The organism is Rhodopseudomonas pseudopalustris (assembly GCF_900110435.1).
Lineage (GTDB): Bacteria > Pseudomonadota > Alphaproteobacteria > Rhizobiales > Xanthobacteraceae > Rhodopseudomonas > Rhodopseudomonas pseudopalustris.
The window spans coordinates 137,416-154,879 of sequence record NZ_FODT01000005.1 but is presented as its reverse complement, the minus strand read 5'-3'; the positions used below and the strand labels follow the sequence as shown (position 1 = coordinate 154,879).

Annotated in this window: 16 protein-coding genes and 1 tRNA gene; 2 read left to right on the top strand and 15 right to left on the bottom strand. The window is 65.4% G+C overall.

Going from position 1 to position 17,464, the window contains the following annotated elements:
* Positions 1–60: 60 nt before the first annotated feature.
* Complete coding sequence (locus tag BMY71_RS11765) at positions 61–1,029, bottom strand: SDR family oxidoreductase (RefSeq protein ID WP_011503097.1); 969 nt, start codon at positions 1,027–1,029, stop codon at positions 61–63.
* A 229-nt stretch (positions 1,030–1,258) separates the two neighbouring features.
* On the opposite strand from BMY71_RS11765, the gene BMY71_RS11760 reads away from it, so the two are divergent.
* Positions 1,259–1,576, top strand: a complete 318-nt coding sequence (locus tag BMY71_RS11760) for a hypothetical protein (protein ID WP_011503096.1) — start codon at positions 1,259–1,261, stop codon at positions 1,574–1,576.
* A 134-nt stretch (positions 1,577–1,710) separates the two neighbouring features.
* Here BMY71_RS11760 and BMY71_RS11755 read toward each other — a convergent pair whose 3' ends face one another.
* The 8 genes from BMY71_RS11755 to BMY71_RS11720 form a co-directional block, all read right to left on the bottom strand.
* Positions 1,711–2,142: a hypothetical protein gene (locus tag BMY71_RS11755; protein ID WP_011503095.1), complete on the bottom strand. Its 432-nt coding sequence runs from the start codon at positions 2,140–2,142 to the stop codon at positions 1,711–1,713.
* 157 nt (positions 2,143–2,299) lie between these two features.
* Positions 2,300–2,377: transfer RNA gene (locus BMY71_RS11750), tRNA-Pro, on the bottom strand.
* Positions 2,378–2,473: 96 nt separating this feature from the next.
* Positions 2,474–3,163 carry a MerR family transcriptional regulator gene (locus tag BMY71_RS11745; RefSeq protein WP_092683902.1) on the bottom strand — a complete coding sequence of 230 codons (690 nt, stop codon included), beginning with the start codon at positions 3,161–3,163 and terminating at the stop codon, positions 2,474–2,476.
* Between the two features lie 14 nt (positions 3,164–3,177).
* A complete protein-coding gene (locus BMY71_RS11740; RefSeq protein ID WP_011503093.1) occupies positions 3,178–3,549 on the bottom strand; it encodes an integration host factor subunit alpha in 372 nt (123 codons plus the stop codon).
* Positions 3,550–3,681: 132 nt separating this feature from the next.
* Complete coding sequence (locus BMY71_RS11735) at positions 3,682–4,659, bottom strand: beta-ketoacyl-ACP synthase III (RefSeq protein ID WP_011503092.1); 978 nt, start codon at positions 4,657–4,659, stop codon at positions 3,682–3,684.
* Complete coding sequence (gene plsX / locus BMY71_RS11730; protein ID WP_011503091.1) at positions 4,656–5,717, bottom strand: phosphate acyltransferase PlsX; 1,062 nt, start codon at positions 5,715–5,717, stop codon at positions 4,656–4,658. Before plsX ends, BMY71_RS11735 begins: the two co-directional genes overlap by 4 nt.
* A gap of 232 nt (positions 5,718–5,949) precedes the next feature.
* Complete coding sequence (locus tag BMY71_RS11725; RefSeq protein ID WP_092684193.1) at positions 5,950–6,513, bottom strand: YceD family protein; 564 nt, start codon at positions 6,511–6,513, stop codon at positions 5,950–5,952.
* A gap of 17 nt (positions 6,514–6,530) precedes the next feature.
* On the bottom strand, positions 6,531–7,070 hold the full coding sequence (locus BMY71_RS11720; RefSeq protein WP_092683900.1) for a ubiquinol-cytochrome C chaperone family protein: 540 nt from the start codon (positions 7,068–7,070) through the stop codon (positions 6,531–6,533).
* A gap of 98 nt (positions 7,071–7,168) precedes the next feature.
* Between BMY71_RS11720 and BMY71_RS11715 the strand changes: the two genes are divergently transcribed.
* Positions 7,169–7,645, top strand: a complete 477-nt coding sequence (locus BMY71_RS11715; RefSeq protein ID WP_011503088.1) for an outer membrane protein assembly factor BamE — start codon at positions 7,169–7,171, stop codon at positions 7,643–7,645.
* 121 nt (positions 7,646–7,766) lie between these two features.
* Here the strand turns inward: BMY71_RS11715 and BMY71_RS11710 are convergent, their stop codons facing one another.
* The 6 genes from BMY71_RS11710 to nusB all read right to left on the bottom strand — a co-directional run bounded on the left by BMY71_RS11710 (position 7,767) and on the right by nusB (position 17,464).
* Positions 7,767–10,916: a multidrug efflux RND transporter permease subunit gene (locus BMY71_RS11710; RefSeq protein WP_092683898.1), complete on the bottom strand. Its 3,150-nt coding sequence runs from the start codon at positions 10,914–10,916 to the stop codon at positions 7,767–7,769.
* 30 nt (positions 10,917–10,946) lie between these two features.
* Positions 10,947–12,128 carry an efflux RND transporter periplasmic adaptor subunit gene (locus tag BMY71_RS11705; protein WP_011503086.1) on the bottom strand — a complete coding sequence of 394 codons (1,182 nt, stop codon included), beginning with the start codon at positions 12,126–12,128 and terminating at the stop codon, positions 10,947–10,949.
* A gap of 380 nt (positions 12,129–12,508) precedes the next feature.
* The gene (locus tag BMY71_RS11700; RefSeq protein WP_244526038.1) at positions 12,509–13,402 is read right to left on the bottom strand and encodes an alpha/beta fold hydrolase; all 894 of its coding nucleotides are present in this window, start codon (positions 13,400–13,402) and stop codon (positions 12,509–12,511) included.
* A gap of 75 nt (positions 13,403–13,477) precedes the next feature.
* Complete coding sequence (locus BMY71_RS11695) at positions 13,478–15,598, bottom strand: sodium-translocating pyrophosphatase (protein ID WP_011503084.1); 2,121 nt, start codon at positions 15,596–15,598, stop codon at positions 13,478–13,480.
* A 224-nt stretch (positions 15,599–15,822) separates the two neighbouring features.
* Positions 15,823–16,794: a thiamine-phosphate kinase gene (gene thiL, locus BMY71_RS11690; RefSeq protein ID WP_092683896.1), complete on the bottom strand. Its 972-nt coding sequence runs from the start codon at positions 16,792–16,794 to the stop codon at positions 15,823–15,825.
* Positions 16,795–16,939: 145 nt separating this feature from the next.
* Positions 16,940–17,464, bottom strand: coding sequence for a transcription antitermination factor NusB (gene nusB / locus BMY71_RS11685; RefSeq protein WP_430715327.1), 525 nt, complete (start codon positions 17,462–17,464; stop codon positions 16,940–16,942).

Sequence of the window (17,464 nt, the reverse complement as noted above, 5' to 3'; positions counted from 1 at the left end):
ATCCTGTCGGGTTTTGTACTTCTCATACGGATTTCGAGCGAACGTCGTAGCCCGACCGCATTACCCGAGCTTCCAGCCGACTTCGGTCGCGAAACTCTGGTAGAAATCGACTTCATAGGCGCGCTCCGGCGCGGTGCGCACGCGCTGGTCGAGCAGATGCGCGTCGTCGCCGACCAGGATACGCCAGCGCTCCTCACGCACGCCGTCGAGGATGCTGCGCGCCGCAGCCGCTGCGCTTGTCGGCGCGTCCTCGAGGAAGCTGCGCGCCCGCTCGTTCACCATCGCGCGAATGTCGTCGTCGGAGGTCTGCGACAGGTCCATTCCGGCCGCCGACAGCCGGCGCCGGGCGGCGGCGATCTCGTCGGCGCTGAGGTCATCGGCGGCAGCGTTGTTCTGGATCTTGCGCGAGTTGGCGACGATTGACGTGCCGATATGGCCCGGCATCACCACCGAACATTTGACGTGCGGCGCGTTGAGCCGCAGATCGCCGATCAGCGCTTCGGAAAACCCCTTCACGGCGAATTTCGCCGCGCTATAGGCGGTGTGCGGCGTGGTCGGTCCGATCGAGGCCCAGAAGCCGTTGACGCTCGAGGTGTTGACGATGTGGCCCTCGTCCGCCGCGATCAGCATCGGCAGAAAGATCCGCGTGCCGAGATACACGCCGCCCCAGCAGATCGCGAAGGTGCGCTCCCATTGCTCGCGGCTGTTGGCGATCATGCTGCCGCCGCCGCCGATCCCGGCATTGTTGAACAGAAGATGGATGCAGTCGGTCTGGTGCTGCGCCGCGACCTCATCGCGGAAACGCGTCATCTGCGCTTCGATCGCGACGTCGACGAGGTGGGTGGTGACACGCAGCCCCTGCGGCAGGCCGTCGGCCTCGCACAGCCGTCTCGTCTCCGCCATCGCCTCGGCCGAGACATCGCAGATCGCAACGTGGCAGCCCGCTGCGGCGAGATGGCGGGCGAGTTCGCGGCCCATGCCGGTGCCGCCGCCGGTGATCACAGCAATCCTGCCGGCAACATCCTTCATGGCCGCGCGTTTCCTTCCCCTGATGTCGTCGCGCCGCGATTCGAGCCGCGGCTGCAGGGTCGCAGCTTAAAGGTCGGAGCGCGCGAGTCCATCGCAAGCTCCGTGGGGCGGATCGGGGTGCGCGCCGGCCTGCCGTTCGTCGTCAGGCGCGTTCCTGACATCGCCGCTGCTTCCGCGCTGTACGGAATCGTCCTAGTCTTCACCTCTGTTCGTAGCGAGGAGATTGACGATGCTGGCAGCCACCTTTCAGACCGCGGCCTTCCTGTTTCTGCTGCTGGTCGCGGTTCTGACCGTCGCGGTGTTCATCGCCTTCACCGCCCCGCCTCTGACCGGTTCGTCGCGGCCCGGCTTTACGACGGTGCTGCTGTATCTCGCCGCCGAACTCGCGGCGCTGATCGTGGCGATCTGGCTGGTGGTGCAGGTCAGCGAACTCGAATTGCTGCCGGTGCTGATTGCGCTGGGGATCGCGGCGGTGGTGTTCGCGCCGCAACTCGTCGCCCGGATCCCGCTGCCGGCGGCGGTGACCGGCTTCCTCGGCAAGAAGTAGCCAACGCCACCGCTCGTCCGCCCCTTTTCATCGCGGCGGCGGGCGTCCTCCCCGGCTTGGTTCTGACAACCGCCCTCCTCGCGAGGGCGGTTCGTTGTCGGCTGGAATTTCCGCGCGCAGAAGGCCGTCGCGATTCAGCGTCGCATCCGCGCGATGGCGCCGGCGACGATCTGCATCGTCACGCCGCCGAGCCAGCCGATGATGATCAGCCCGGTCCAGAACACGTGCGAGGACAGGTGCAGCACGACCAGGCTGACAGACGCGAACGCCGCGAGCGTCGCGAAGAAGGTGCCTACCGCGCTGAGGAATTCGGCTGCGTCGACCTTGCCCCGCTCCGCGTGCTCGGCCTCGCTCTCGCCGGCCTGGAACGGCAGCGGCGGAATATCGATACCGAGGTAGAACCCGATCGCGCCGACCGCGATCATCGCCAGCAGAAACGCGACCGTGGTCAGCGCCCCGACACTGGTGCCGACATGCGCACCGACGAACGTCCCGCACGCCGCCCCTGCGAGCGCCAGCCCGGTGCGTTCGAGAAAATGAGCGGCCTTTCGCACACGGAGTCGCATCGCTTGTTCTCCTGAAGGCGGCGAAGGCGGTGACGCTATGACATTTTGATGAATCGCGGAAGCTGCGCGAACGTCGACGATGACCCGCAACAGGGGAAACAATGCAGCGATCACGGTGATTGGGTTTAAAGTTGCGCGATCGCCGCCGGTGGCGAAATGGTCGGAGCGAAAGGATTTGAACCTTCGACCCCTAGTCTCCCAGACTAGTGCGCTAACCGGGCTGCGCCACGCTCCGATGCCGTTTCGGCCCTGATGCTGTAGCTTCGATCGACGTTGCGCGCAAGGCGCGCGGCGTCAAATCGCTGATTTCCGGCGGGTGAATCCGGGGGCCTCAGCTGTCCTTGATCGCAGCGTCGAGCGCCTCGCGGCAGGCGATCAGGTCGTGCAATACGGCCCGCAGCGGCGCCAGATCGACCGGCGGGCGCGCGGGTGCGTCATTGACAGGCGGCAATTCAAGCGGCGGGAGATTGAGCCGCGGCGCTGGCGCCGCCATCGCCGGCAGATCATCCTCGTCCTCCGGCTCGAACGCCGGGGCACGTCGCGCGGCCGGCGCTTCGCCGCCGCGGTTCGGCGCGGGCGCGGCGCGCAGGTCCGGCTCCTCCATCATCGCATGGAGGTCAGCCCCCGCATGGTCGCCCTCGTAATCGTCATCGTCGAGATCGACGCCGCCTCCCGCCGACGGTTCGTAATCCTCCTCGGCGACGGTGCGGCCGATCGCTTCTTCGACTGCGCCAAAGGTGGCGCTGGTTTCGTTGTCGGCCAGCCGCTGCACCGACTTGATGCCATGTTCCTTGAGGATGCGCTGCACGCCGCGAATGGTGTAGCCCTCGCCGTACAACAACCGGCGGATGCCCTTGAGCAGGTCCACGTCGTCCGGCCGGTAGTAGCGCCGGCCGCCCGAGCGTTTCATCGGCTTGATTTGAACGAACCGAGTCTCCCAGAACCGCAGCACATGCTGCGGAATGTCCAGTTCGTCCGCGACTTCGCTGATGGTTCGGAATGCATCCGGCGCTTTGTCCAAATGCAATCTCCTCGTCAGGTCCTGGATGCCGACTCGGATTTGTCATCATCCACGGCGCTGGCGGACGACGACATCGAGGGCGCGGAACCGTTGGCGTTGATGCGTTGCTTGAGGATCGCGGACGGCTTGAACACCATCACACGGCGCGGCGAGATCGGCACTTCAGTCCCGGTTTTGGGATTACGGCCGATACGCTGTCCCTTCTGCCGAACCAGAAACGAACCAAACGACGACAGCTTCACCGTTTCGCCCTTCTCGAGGCAATCAGTGATCTCTTTCAGTACCAGTTCGACAAATGCCGACGACTCCGTGCGCGACAGACCTACCTTTTGGTAGACCGCCTCACAAAGATCGACACGTGTGACTGTTCGTCCGGTCCCGGTCATCGCCTGCCCACCTCACGGCGAAAGAAAAATCTATACTGAAACTATGAGTTTAACCACCGGCGGTCAACCTCCGCCGACATTCAGAATAGCATGGAACGCAATGGAAATGCTGTTAAAAACTTACACGCTCAACTACCAGCGCAGCAGCGCGGCGCCCCAGGTGAAGCCGCCGCCCATGGCTTCCAGCAGCACCAGATGCCCCTTTTGAATGCGGCCGTCGGCGACCGCCGCCGCCAGCGCCAGCGGAATCGACGCTGCCGAAGTGTTGCCGTGGCGGTCGACGGTCATCACCACCTTCTGCGGTGCAATATGAAGTTTTTGCGCCGAAGCATCGATGATCCGCTTATTGGCCTGATGCGGCACGAACCAGTCGACGTTGTCGGCGCTTGTGCCGCTGGCGTTGAAGGCGTCGATGATCACGCCGGTGATCATCCCGACTGCATGCTTGAAGACTTCGCGGCCTTCCATCCGCAGATGCCCGACGGTCTGCGTCGTGCTCGGTCCGCCGTCGACATACAACTTGTGCTTGTGGCGGCCATCGGAGCGCAGATGCGTGGTCAGCACGCCGCGATCGGCGGAGGTGCCCCATCCTTCCTGCGCTTCCAGCACGATCGCGCCGGCGCCGTCGCCGAACAGCACGCAGGTGCCGCGATCGTTCCAGTCGATGATGCGCGAAAACGTTTCGGCGCCGATCACCAGCGCGCGTTTTGCAGATCCGGCGCGCAAAAAGTTGTCGGCGGTCGCCACGGCGAAAACGAAGCCCGAGCAAACCGCCTGGAGGTCGAACGCGACGCCGTGGTGGATGCCGAGCGCAGCCTGCACCGCGACTGCCGTGGCGGGAAAGGTATTGTCCGGCGTCGAGGTCGCCAGCACGATCAGATCGATCGACTGCGCGTCGATGCCGGCATTCTCCAGCGCCGCCTGCGCGGCCTTGATGGCGAGATGCGAGGTGTACTCGCCCTCGGCGGCGATGTGGCGCTCCCGAATGCCGGTGCGCTGCACGATCCATTCGTCCGAGGTGTCGACCTTTGCGGCCAGTTCGGCGTTGGTGAGGACCTTCTCCGGCAGATAGGAACCACAGCCCAGGACAACCGAACGAACCATCGTCACGAGACAGCCTCCTGCGCGGACGGCGTCGAGACCAGCGCGCCAGTTTCACGATTGAGCGTTTGATTGATCTTGGTCAGGAGATCGTAGCGGACCATGTCATAGCTAACATCCACCGCATAGGCAAAGCCGTCGGCATTGGTTCCGCCGTGGCTTTTGACCACGATTCCGTTAAGTCCGAGGAAGACGCCGCCATTGGATTTATTCGGGTCGATCTTGTCCCGCAGCGCCCGGAAAGCGCCGCGCGCGAACAGATAGCCGATCTTGGCGCTCCACGTCCGCGACATCGCATCGCGCAGCAATTGAATGATCTGTCGGGCGGTTCCCTCCGCCGCCTTGAGCGCGATATTGCCGCTGAACCCTTCGCTGACGATCACGTCGGCGGCGCCCGAGCCGATGCCGTCGCCTTCGACGAAGCCGATGAACTCGAATGGCGGCGACTGCATCGCGCGCAGCAGCTCGGCGGCCTCCCGGATCTCCTCGCCGCCCTTGATCTCCTCGACGCCGATATTGAGCAGGCCGACGGTCGGTCGCTCGAGGTCGAACAGCACGCTGGCCATCGCCGCGCCCATCACCGCCAGCGCCTTGAGATGCGCCGCGTCGCCGCCGATCGTGGCGCCGAGATCGAGCACCACCGAATCGCCGCGCACGGTCGGCCAGGTCGCCGCGATCGCCGGGCGGTCGATTCCGGGCAGCGTCCGCAGGCAGAATCGCGCCATCGCCATCAGCGCGCCGGTGTTGCCGGCGGAGACCGCGACGTCGGCCTCGCCTTTCTTCACCGCCTCGATCGCCAGCCACATCGACGACACCTTGCGGCCGCGACGCAGCGCCTGGCTCGGCTTGTCGTGCATGCTGACGGCGACGTCGGTATGGACGACGCGCGACACTTTCTTCAGCGCCGGATGCGCCGCCAGTTCCTTGTCGATCAGCGCGCTGTCGCCGAACAGCAGGAATTCAGCGTCGGGGTGACGGCCGAGCGCGATGGCGGCTCCTGGAATGACGACTGATGGACCGAAATCACCACCCATTGCGTCAAGCGCGATTCGAACCTTCTGGGGCATGCGTTTCGGAAACCCGTTCGCTTGCGGCCTGATGCGCTTGGCCGCGACTTGATCATACCCCGGAGGGGCGCTCGAGCGTGCAGCGCTGCACGCCGATTGAGCCGGACAATAGCCGTTCTCCGCCCCGATACAACATCTTGAGCGGGCAGATTTAAGTCGCATTCGCCTGTGGAAAATGCGGCCTCACTTGCGAATTCGACGCGTTCGACGCGGTTATCCGTCCGCGCCGGCGTCAATCGCCCTTCGGCTTGCGCGAGCGCGGCGGCTTTGCGGGTGTCTTCAGGGCCTGCAGCGCCGCAAACGGGTGCTCACCCGGGTCATCCGGCTCGACGATCGGCTCGAACACCGCCGCGGGTTTGCGCGGATAAGGATCGATGCCGAGAAACAGAGCATCGGCGGCGACCCGTCCGAGGTCGATCATGCCCCGCTCGATCGCCTCCGGCGGATCGCCGGGATCGGGCTCGCCGTCGTCATCGACCGTTTCGGACAATTCGCGAATCTGCTCCGGCGGCACGAAGGTCAGGTCGACCGTCTCGTCGATCGTGCTCTCGATCGGATCGAGCGTCACCACGCAGGTCTGACCGACCTTCGCCTGCACCCGACCGGTGACCCGGACCCGGCCGCCGCTCTCCGGCGTCAAATCGAACGCAGCCCTGGCCGATACGATCTCGCGCAGATCGCCCAGCACGGCCATCGCCGCACGTTCGGCCTCGCCCGCCTCGATCTCGCGATGCAACCCGATCTCCGGAATCTGCATCACCACGATCGGCACGCGCCAGGGATTATCGCCGCTCATCATCTTTCCTTCCGCGCTCAGGCCGCAAGCGGCTTGGGAAACCGCAATTCGCCGCTGCGCAGCTTGGACGGCTCGATACCGTCGAGTGTCTTGATGACCTGCCCGACATAGGCCGCGAGCCGACGCGCGTTTTCAATGTCGGCGCCGTAGAGAACGTTCCGGTCGAGCGCCATCGCCAGCGCCTCGTCGCCCTCGGTCAGCGCCAGATCGTATGCCGCCGAGCGGCCGTAGAACGCCTCGCCGAACGCCTGCATCCGCTTCGGCACCGTCAGGTCGCCGACGCCGATTTCGCGCAGATTCGCATCGAGATCGCTGCAGAAATAATCGAACAGCGCCTGGGCGAAGGTCGAGGCGTCCTTAATGGCGCGAATCCGACGCAACACCAGCCACAGATGCACGACGAGCATCTCGAATCGGCCATTAACCGTATCGGCGACGCCATAGTGCTGATAAAACGCCGGTTCTCGCGCCTGCGTCACGATCATGCCATAGATCGCTTCAATGGTGCCGCGCGGCGGCGTCCGGGGCATACGGAAGTGATTGAACGGCCAAATCATTACGGGTTCCTGACGCAGTCGCTTCGGGATTGCAATCCGAATGTCTGCCCGGTACGTCAACGCCCTGCGCGTTGCAAGGGGATGGAGCCAGCTTCCGAATGAGACATTCGATCGAACGACGCCGTCCCGACGGCCTCCGCGCGATAGCCCGTCGTCGGCTCGGCCCGGCGCTGGCGCTGGCGCTGCTGGGCGCCGGACTGTCGGCCTGCACCTCCGAGCAATTCCAGAAGGGCTATATCATGCCCAATGGCGCGCTCGAACAGATTCCGATCGGCGCGAGCCAGGATCAGGTGCTGATCGTGATGGGCACGCCGTCGACGGTGGCGACGCTGAACGGCGAGGTGTTCTACTACATTTCGCAACGCGCCGAGCGCATGGTCGCGTTCATGCCCCAGAAGGTCGTCGATCAGCGGGTCATCGCGATCTATTTCGATCAGAACCGCCAGGTCCGCCGCATCGCCAATTATGGCATGCAGGACGGCAAGATCTTCGACTTCATCAGCCGCACCACGCCGACCTCCGGTCAGGAGATGAGCTATCTGGCGCCGCTGTTCAAGCTGATCAGCTTCCGTTAGAGCGTTTTCGAGCGGCCGATCGGCTCGCAGCCAGCATCGCACCGGTTCTCTCTCGATCAGAACCGGTGTTGGTGGGCGCCGCCGCGGCGGTTAGCTCGCGAGGTGCCCACCCGGCTCCCGATCACGACGATTGGCTCGGCGATGTCGGCAACGCGTCCGCGCTCGAGGCCTGCGCGTCCTGTTGCCGCGTGAAAAACCGCATCACCACGACGAAGAACACCGGGACCCAGAACACCGCGAGCACGGTCGCGGTGATCATGCCGCCGAGCACGCCGGTGCCGAGCGCCTGCTGACTCGCGCCGCTGGCTCCGCTGGCGATCACCAGTGGCACCACGCCGAGAATGAAGGCGAGCGAGGTCATGATGATCGGCCGGAAACGTAGTTCGGCTGCGGTGATGGTCGCTTCCACCAGCGGGGTTCCGTTGGCGCGCAGCTCCTTGGCGAATTCGATGATCAGGATCGCGTTCTTTGCGGACAGGCCGATGATGGTGACGATTCCGACCGTGAAATAGACGTCGTTGGGCAAGCCGCGCAGCATCGCCGCGGCGACCGATCCGACCACGCCGAGCGGCACCGCAAGCATCACCGCGAAGGGGATCGACCAGCTTTCGTACAACGCCGCCAGGCACAGGAACACGAACAGGATCGACAGTCCGAGCAGGAAGGCCGCCTGCGAGCCGGCGAGCTTCTCCTGCAACGACTGCCCGGTCCAGGTGTAGCCGAAGCCGCCGGGTAACGCCCGCATCAGCCGCTCCATCTCGGCGATGGCGTCGCCCGAACTGTAGCCGGGCGCCGGATTGCCGGTGAGACGCACCGACGGATAGCCGTCGAAGCCGACAACCTGAGTGGGCCCGACCACCCAGGCGACGCGGGCGAATGACGAGAACGGCACCATCTCGCCGGTACTGTTCTTTACGCTGTAGCTCAACAGATCCTCAGGCTTGACGCGCTTGTCGTCGTTGGCCTGCACGATCACACGCTGCATCCGGCCGAGATTGAGGAAGTCGTTGATGTAGCTCGATCCGAGATTGGTCGAGAGCGTCGAGTTGATGGCGGCGAACGTGACGCCGAGCGCCGCGGCTTTTCGCCGGTCGATATCGAGACGGACCTGTGGAGCGGGCGGCAACCCTTCCACCGCGACATTGGTCAGCACCGGCGAGCGGGCTGCCGCGGCGAGCAATGCGTCCTTGGCGCCCATCAGCGCTTCGTAGCCGCGCTGCGAACGGTCCTGAAGGCGGAAGCTGAAGCCGCTGGTGGTGCCGAGATTGTCGATCGGCGGCGGCGCCAGCATCGACACATCGGCGTCCCGGATCTTGGCGAATTCCGGATTGACGCGGGCGATCAGCGCGTCGGCAGTTTCGTTTCGCCCGCGCTCCGACCAGTCCTTCAACGTGACGAAGGCTTGCGCCGTGTTCGCGCCCTGGCCGAAAAAGCTGAAGCCGGTGATGAAGGTGATCTTGTCGATGCCGGGCGTGGCCGCGAGGGTCTTTTCGACGCTTTGCACCACATCGGCCGTGCGGTTCGCGCTGGCGTCGGGCGGAGCGAGCACGTCGACCATCACGAATCCCTGATCGTCGATCGGCACGAAGCCGCCGGGCAGACGCCACAGCGCAAAGCCGACTCCGACGAGCAGCGCCAGATAGACCAGCATGAAGCGCCCACCCCGTGCCACCATCCAGCGGGTCGCACGGCCGTAGCTGCGGGTCGCCCGATCGAGCCGGCCATTGAACCAACCGAAGAACCCGCGCGTGGCGTGGCCATGGCCCTTTTCAACCGGCTTCAGCAGGGTCGCGCACAGCGCCGGCGTGAGCGACAAAGCCAGGAACGCCGAGAAGCCGATCGACACCACCATGGACGCCGAGAACTGCTTGTACATGATGCCGACAGAGCCCGGGAAAAACGCCATCGGAACGAACACCGCCATCAGCACCAGCGTGATGCCGATCACTGCGCCGGTGATCTGCTCCATCGCCTTCTCGGTCGCGGCGCGTGGCGACAGTCCTTCTTCGGACATGATGCGTTCGACATTCTCGACCACCACGATAGCGTCGTCGACCAGAATGCCGATCGCCAACACCATTCCGAACATGGTGAGCACGTTGATCGAGAAACCCAGTGCGAACAGCACCGCGCAGGTTCCGAGCAGCGCGATCGGCACCACGATGGTGGGTATCATGGTGTAGCGGATGTTCTGCAGAAACAGGAACATCACCAGGAACACCAGCACCACCGCCTCGCCGAGAGTCAGCAGCACTTTCTTGACCGATGCGGCGATCACCGGGGTGACGTCGTAGGACACTTCGTACTTCACGCCGGGCGGAAAAAACGCAGCCAATTCCGTCATCCGGGCCTTCACGGCTGCCGAAGTCGCGAGGGCGTTGCCGGAGGGAGCGAGCTGAACGGCGACAGCGGCGGCCGGGCGGCCGTCGAGACGGGTCGAGAACGAATAGGACAGGCCGCCGACCTCGAGCCGCGCGACGTCGGCGAGGCGCACGGTCGAGCCGTTCGGATTGGCGCGCAGCACGATGTCGCCGAACTCGTCGAGGGAATCCAGCTGGCCTTTCACCAGCACCATGTTCTGCAGGCGCTGCCGGGTCGGCGTTGGTTGCACCCCGAGCTGGCCGGAGGCGACCGGGGCATTCTGCGCCTCGATCGCGGCGTCGACGTCCTGGGCGGTCAGGCCGAGGCCGAGCAGCTTGTCGGGATCGAGCCAGATGCGCATCGCCCGCTCGGTCGAGAACAGCCGGACGCGGCCGACGCCGGCCAAACGCCGAAGCTCCGGCAGCACATAGCGGGTGGCGACGTCGCCGAGGCCGATCTCGTCGAGACTGTTGTCGCTCGAGGTCAGCGTCACGAATTGCAGGATGGCGCTGCTCGCCTCTGTGATGGCGATGCCCTCCTGGCGCACCGGCTCCGGCAGCCGAGGCTCGATCCGCTTGATGCGATTCTGGACGTCGACCGACGCCTTTGAGATGTCCGTTCCGGGCTGGAACGAGGCGATGATCTCGACCTCGCCGGTGGTGTCACTGGTCGACTCGTAGCTGAGGATGCCGGCGGCGCCGTTCAGCTCCTCTTCGATCAGCCGGGTGACGCCGTAGTACAAGTTCTGGGTCGAGGCGCCGGGGTAGACCGTCGCGATCGAAATCGATGGCGGAGCGATGATCGGATACTGCGCGACCGGGAGGAACGGCAGCGCCAGCACCCCGGCGAGGCAGATGAAGATCGCAACGACCCAGGCGAAGATCGGACGGGCAATGAAAAAGCGCGACATCGGGATAGTCTCCGGGGATGGGGGCTGCGGTCAGTTCGGCTTGCTCCGCGCATCCGCGCCGGCGCTCTCCCACGGCACCGGCTTGACCGCGGCGCCCGGCGAAAATTTCTGAAAGCCGTCGACGACGATCCGCCAGCCCGGCTTCAGCCCCTCCTCGATCAGGATTCCGTTTGCGAGCGTCCGGCCCGCCCGCACCGGCTGCAGCATCGCTCGCCCGACATCGTTGACGACGAAAATTGCGGCGGAGCCAGCCGTTGTCCGCTGAACCGCCTGGGCCGGGACCACGATGCCGTCGATGTCGATCCCCTCCTCGATCTGCACCCGCACATACATGCCCGGCAGCAGATCGGCCTGGGGATTGGGGAATTCGCCGCGCAGCGTCACCCTGGCCGTGCCGGGATCGACGCTGACGTCCGAGAACAGCAGCCGGCCGACGTGATCGTAGGGCGTGCCGTCGTCGAGCACCAAGCGGACCCGCGCCGCTTCCGAAGACACTTTTTTCAGACGGCCTTCGGCGAGATCGTGCTTGAGTTGGCTGAGCTCGCCGACCGATTGCGTGAAGTCGGCATAGATCGGATCGAGCTGTTGAATGGTCGCCAGCTGCGAGGTCTCGTTGGGGTTGACCAGCGCGCCTTCGGTGACCAGCGCCCGTCCGATGCGGCCTCTGATCGGCGCCCTCACCGTCGCCAGATTGAGGTTGAGCTGCGCCTGGTCGACCGCGGCCTTCTGGGCCGACACCTCGGCCTCGGCCTGGCGCTCGGAGGCGACCGCGAGTTCGTACTGCGCCTGGGTCGTGGCCTGCCCGGTCAGAAGGTTCTTCAGACGGTCTTCCTGGCGGGACGCCTGATACAGCACCGCTTCCGCCTTCGCGAGCGCCGCGCGGGCCTTGTCGAGTTCAACCTGGAATGGCGCGGGATCGATCCGGTACAGCACTGTCCCGGCCTCGACCAGGCTGCCCTGCTGAAAGGCGCGTTCGGTCACGATGCCGGTGATGCGGGGCCTGACCTCTGCGATTCGCATCGGCGTGATGCGCCCGGGCAGCTCCTTGGTGAGTGTCACCGGTCTCGCCTCGACCGTGACGACGCCGACCTCGGGGAGAGCCGCTGCAGTCGCGGTGGGCGCAGCGCCCTGGTCGGTGCAGGACGTCAGCGACATCACGGCGATCGCGCAAGCGATTAAACCGGTCGAACGACGCGAATGATCTTTCAACATGTCACCTGAATAGGTTTGCCGTGATCGATATGTTTGGTCGAGCAGCGTCGGCCTCAATCGCGACGAGGCACGCAACCTCTCAGTGGACCACCGAGGGCTATCGCACCGCCGAATGTCGCCGCACAACAACCTGAATCGCCGGCGCCGCCAAGATGTCGACTTGCCACAGCCGTTAGCAACGAAAATGTGTCCAACACAAGAACGCCGCCGGACCATGACGTCGCACCCGAACCCAGCGGGCTCGCGCTATCGACCGCTCCTCGTACCGGCCCGGCTCCGGTATCGCAGCCGCCGCAACTACTTGTGCGGATCGATTTTCTCCAGAGCCGCCCGCAAATTGCGGCGTCGCCTGTGGGGACAGATCGCCGCGTTTGCGCCGCTCACGCCAGCCCCTTTTGCCGTGCCCAATCTGCGATCAGTGCGTTAACCTCGTCGGGCGCATCCTGCTGTACCCAATGCGACACGCGCGGCAATTTGTGCAGGGTGAAGTCCTCGACATAGGCCTCGTTGCCGTCCGTCAGTGCGATGTCGAGCGCGAGGTCATCCTTGCCCCAGATCATCAGCGTCGGCACCGTGATCGTCGGATTGCTGCCCGCGCCGCCGCCGAGACCGGAGATGTTGGCGCGGTAATAGTTCAGCATCGCGGTCGCCGCGCCGGGCTGAATGGCGTTGCGGCGATAGATCTCGAGCTGCTCGGCCGGGATCTTGCGGCTTTGGCTCCTGAACATCTTCACCAGCGCCGCGCCGTCGTCCCGCGTCATCAGCCATTCCGGCAGCCATGGCAGCTGAAAGAAGGCGACGTACCAGGACCGCAGTCTCTGCCGCCAGCTGTGGCGAAGCTCGCGGGCGAACACGTCGGGGTGCGGCGCGTTGAGAATGATCAGCCCGTCGAGGTGGATCTTGCCGCGCAGAGCGGTCTGCCACGCGATCACTCCGCCCCAATCGTGGCCGATCAGCACCCTGTGTTTGCCGCCGAGCGCCGCGAACATCGCGGCAACGTCGTCGGTGAGGCGCTCGATCGTGTAGGCGGCCCTGCCGTGCGGCCGGCTCGAGCCGCCATAGCCCCGCAGATCAGGCGCGACGGCGTGCCAGCCGAGTTCGGCCAAAAAAGGCAATTGCAGGTGCCACGACGCGCGGCATTCCGGAAAACCATGCAGCAGCAGCGCGACCGTGCTGCCCTGTCCCGCCTCGTCGATGGCGAAATACAGGCCATTGGCCTCCAGTCGCCTGGTTTCGATCGGCACCACCGCGCGCCTCCCTGCGAGTGTGCGCATCTTATCAGTCCAGCCCAAAACAAAAACCCCGCGGCTCGCGCCGCGGGGTTTTGTTTTGGAGCGTTTGCTTGACGCTTAGTGCGCCAGGACCGCCAGCAGCAGCAAAGCCACGATGTTGGTGATCTTGATCATCGGGTTCACCGCGGGGCCCGCGGTGTCCTTGTAGGGGTCGCCGACGGTGTCGCCGGTCACCGCGGCCTTGTGGGCGTCAGAGCCTTTGCCGCCGAAATGGCCGTCCTCGATGTACTTCTTGGCGTTGTCCCAGGCGCCGCCACCCGAGGTCATCGAGATCGCGACGAACAGGCCGGTGACGATGACGCCGAGCAGCATCGCGCCGACTGCGGAGAACGCCGCCGACTTGCCGGCCGGCCCACCACCCGCGATCGCGTAGATCGCGAAGTAGACGAAGATCGGCGACAGCACCGGCAGCAGCGACGGAATGATCATTTCCTTGATCGCCGCCTTGGTCAGCAGGTCGACCGCCTTGCCGTAGTCCGGCTTGTCGGTGCCCTTCATGATGCCCGGCTTCTCGCGGAACTGGCGACGCACTTCCTCGACGATCGCGCTGGCGGCGCGGCCGACTGCGGTCATGCCCATCGCGCCGAACAGATACGGCAGCAGGCCGCCGAACAGCAGACCGACCACGACGTAGGGGTTGGTCAGCGAGAAGTCGGGCGCGACGCCGACGAAGTATGGGTTCTTGGCGGCAATGAAGAACTTGAGGTCTTCATTGTAGGCCGAGAACAGCACCAGCGCGCCGAGACCGGCGGAGCCGATCGCGTAACCCTTGGTGACCGCCTTGGTGGTGTTGCCGACGGCGTCGAGCGCGTCGGTGGCCTTGCGCACTTCCTTCGGCAGGCCGGCCATTTCGGCAATGCCGCCGGCATTGTCGGTGACCGGACCGAAGGCGTCGAGCGCGACGACCATGCCGGCCAGCGCCAGCATCGTGGTGGTGGCGATCGCGATGCCGAACAGGCCCGCGAGGCTGTAGGTGATCAGGATGCCGGCGATGATCACGATCGCGGGAAGCGCGGTCGATTCCATCGAGATGGCGAGGCCCTGGATCACGTTGGTACCGTGGCCGGTGACCGAGGCCTGGGCGATCGACTTCACGGGACGGAAGTCGGTGCCGGTGTAGTACTCGGTGATCCAGATGATCAGGCCGGTGACGGCGAGACCGACGATGCCGCACTGGAACAGCGCCATGCCGGTGTAGCTGACGCCCGGCAGCGCGCCGAAGCCGACCAGCCAGTAGATCGCGCCGGCGACGCCGAACAGCGACAGCACGCCGGTGGCGATCAGGCCCTTGTAGAGCGCGCCCATGATCGACTGCGAGGCGCCGAGCTTGACGAAGAAGGTGCCGATGATCGAGGTGATGATGCAGATACCGCCGATCGCGAGCGGCAGCGTCATCACATTCTGCAGCGCCATCTTGTCGGCGGTGCCGAAGAAGATCGCGGCGAGCACCATGGTGGCGACCGCGGTCACCGCATAGGTCTCGAACAGGTCGGCGGCCATGCCGGCGCAGTCGCCGACGTTGTCGCCGACGTTGTCGGCGATCGTGGCCGGGTTGCGCGGATCGTCTTCCGGAATGCCGGCTTCGACCTTGCCGACGAGATCGCCGCCGACGTCCGCACCCTTGGTGAAGATGCCGCCGCCGAGACGGGCGAAGATCGAGATCAGCGAGGCGCCGAAGCCGAGCGCGACCAGCGCGTCGATCACGGTGCGGCTGTTCGCAGCCAGACCCAGAAAGTGGATCAGGTAGATGAAGTACAGCGTCACGCCGAGCAGCGCGAGACCGGCCACCAGCAGGCCGGTGATCGCACCCGCCTTGAACGCGAGTTCCAGGCCGCCGGCGAGCGAGGTGGTCGCGGCCTGCGCGGTGCGGACGTTGGCGCGGACCGAGACGTTCATGCCGATGAAGCCGGCAGCGCCCGACAGGATCGCGCCGACCGCGAAGCCGACCGCGACGAGGAAGCCGAGGAAGTACGCGAGCAGCGCGAAGATCACCACGCCGACGACGGCGATGGTCATGTACTGGCGCTTCAGATAGGCCTGCGCGCCTTCACGCACCGCGGCGGCAATTTCCTGCATCCGCGCATTGCCCTGGTCGGCAGCGAGCACCGACGTGGTCGCCCAGGCGGAGTATACGATCGCAAGCGCTCCGCAGAGCACGATCACCCATAATGCTGTCATTACTGATGCCTCAGTCCCGAGTTTCACCCCCGTGCCTCCGGCGGTGATGCCGCAAGCGCGCAAAAAGATGGCTTGCTCTCTCGCGGAGCAGCCCCAAATCGCGGCGGACCATGCCAAAATCGTGGTTGCTCCGCAATCGCTGCGAAGGGACTAAGCGGGGCTTTTCCCGCGATCCAGGCGAATTTCAGCCGTATCCCTTGCGCCGGAATACCTGCGACTAAGCGCTAGAAGTGACTGAATGACAGGGCGGTGAGCGAGACTTCCCGACGGTCGGCGTCGAACCAGCGGGGCGCTGCGGTTCCAGCCTCGGCCGTACCGATCACCGTCGCCGGCACACCGGCACGTTGCGCTGCAGCAAGGAACTGATCGAGTTGCGCGGGATCGACGCCACATAGCACCTCATAGTCATCGCCGCCGCCCAGGATGCGCGCCAGCTTCGCTGGATCGCGCGCGAGCATCGCCCGCCCCGCGGCCGACACGGGCACCGCGCTCGTATCGATCGTGGCGGTGACGCCGGAGGCTGCGCACATCTTGGTGAGGTCGCCCGCCAGCCCGTCGGAGACGTCCATCGCCGCGCCGGCATGGTCGCGCACCGCCTGCGCCAGTTGCAGCCGCGGCTGCGGCACGCGGTAGCGTCCGACCAGGAAGGCGCGGTGATCTTCGGAGATGTTGGCGGCAGCGCCTTGCAGCAGGTCGAGGCCGAGCGCGGCGTCGCCGATCGTGCCGCTGACGACGATACGGTGGCCGGCGCGCAGCGTGTTGCGTCGCACCATGCGCCCCGGCGACACCCGGCCGAAGGCGGTGATCGAGATCATCACCGGTCCGGGCGTCGAGACCGTGTCGCCGCCGAGGAGCGGGCAGCCGAAGCTCTCGGCATCTTCGCCGATCGCGCGCGCAAACGGCGCGAGGAAGTCCTCGTCGACATTGCGCAGCGCCAGCGTCAGTAGAAAGCCCGCCGGCTCCGCGCCCTTGGCCGCAAGGTCGGACAGGTTGACCCGCAGCGCCTTGCGGGCGATCGCGTCTGGCGGATCGCCGGGCAGATAATGCACGCCCTCGACGATGGCGTCGGTGGTGAGCACCAGATCGTCCCCCGACGCCGACAGCACGGCGGCGTCATCGATCAGCCCCAGCGCGCCGGGCGCAGTGGCGAGCGGCTTGAAGTATCGGGCGATCAGATCGTCTTCACCGGAGGGCATGACACATCCACAAACACGTCGTCATTCCGGGATGCGCCCCTCGGGGCGCAGGCCCGGAATCCATACTCCCTGCAGGGGTTATGGATTCCGGACTTGCTCGCTTCGCTCGCAATCCGGAATGACAACCGAAATGCGCTCGGATCGATTACTTCGTAAACTCATCGGCACGAAACTGCCGCGCGATCTGGTCGAGCACGGCGTTGACCATGCCGGTTTCGTCCTTCTCGACGAAGGCGTGCGCGACGTCGACATATTCGGAGACGACGACGCGGGCCGGAATATCCTTGCGGTGTTCGAGCTCATAGGCGCCGGCGCGCATCACCGCGCGGATGATGGCGTCGATCCGCGCCAGCGGCCAGCCTTTCGCCAGCGCCTCGTCGATCAACGGATCGAGTTTGGTCTGGTCGCGGACCACGCCGGAGACGATGTCGCGGAAGAACGCGGCTTCGGCCGGCAGATATTGATCGCCCTCGACCTCATTGCCGATCCAGTGGCTCTCGAACTCGGCGAAGGTGTCGTCGATGCCGGCGCCGCCGATGTCCATCTGGTACAGCGCCTGCACCGCCGCGAGCCGCGCCGCGCCGCGGCGGTTGGCTTTCCTGTCGCCTGGCTTCTTGTCGCCGTTTTTGGGCGGCGGCTTGCGCATGAACGGCTTTTTCGGCTCGACCAT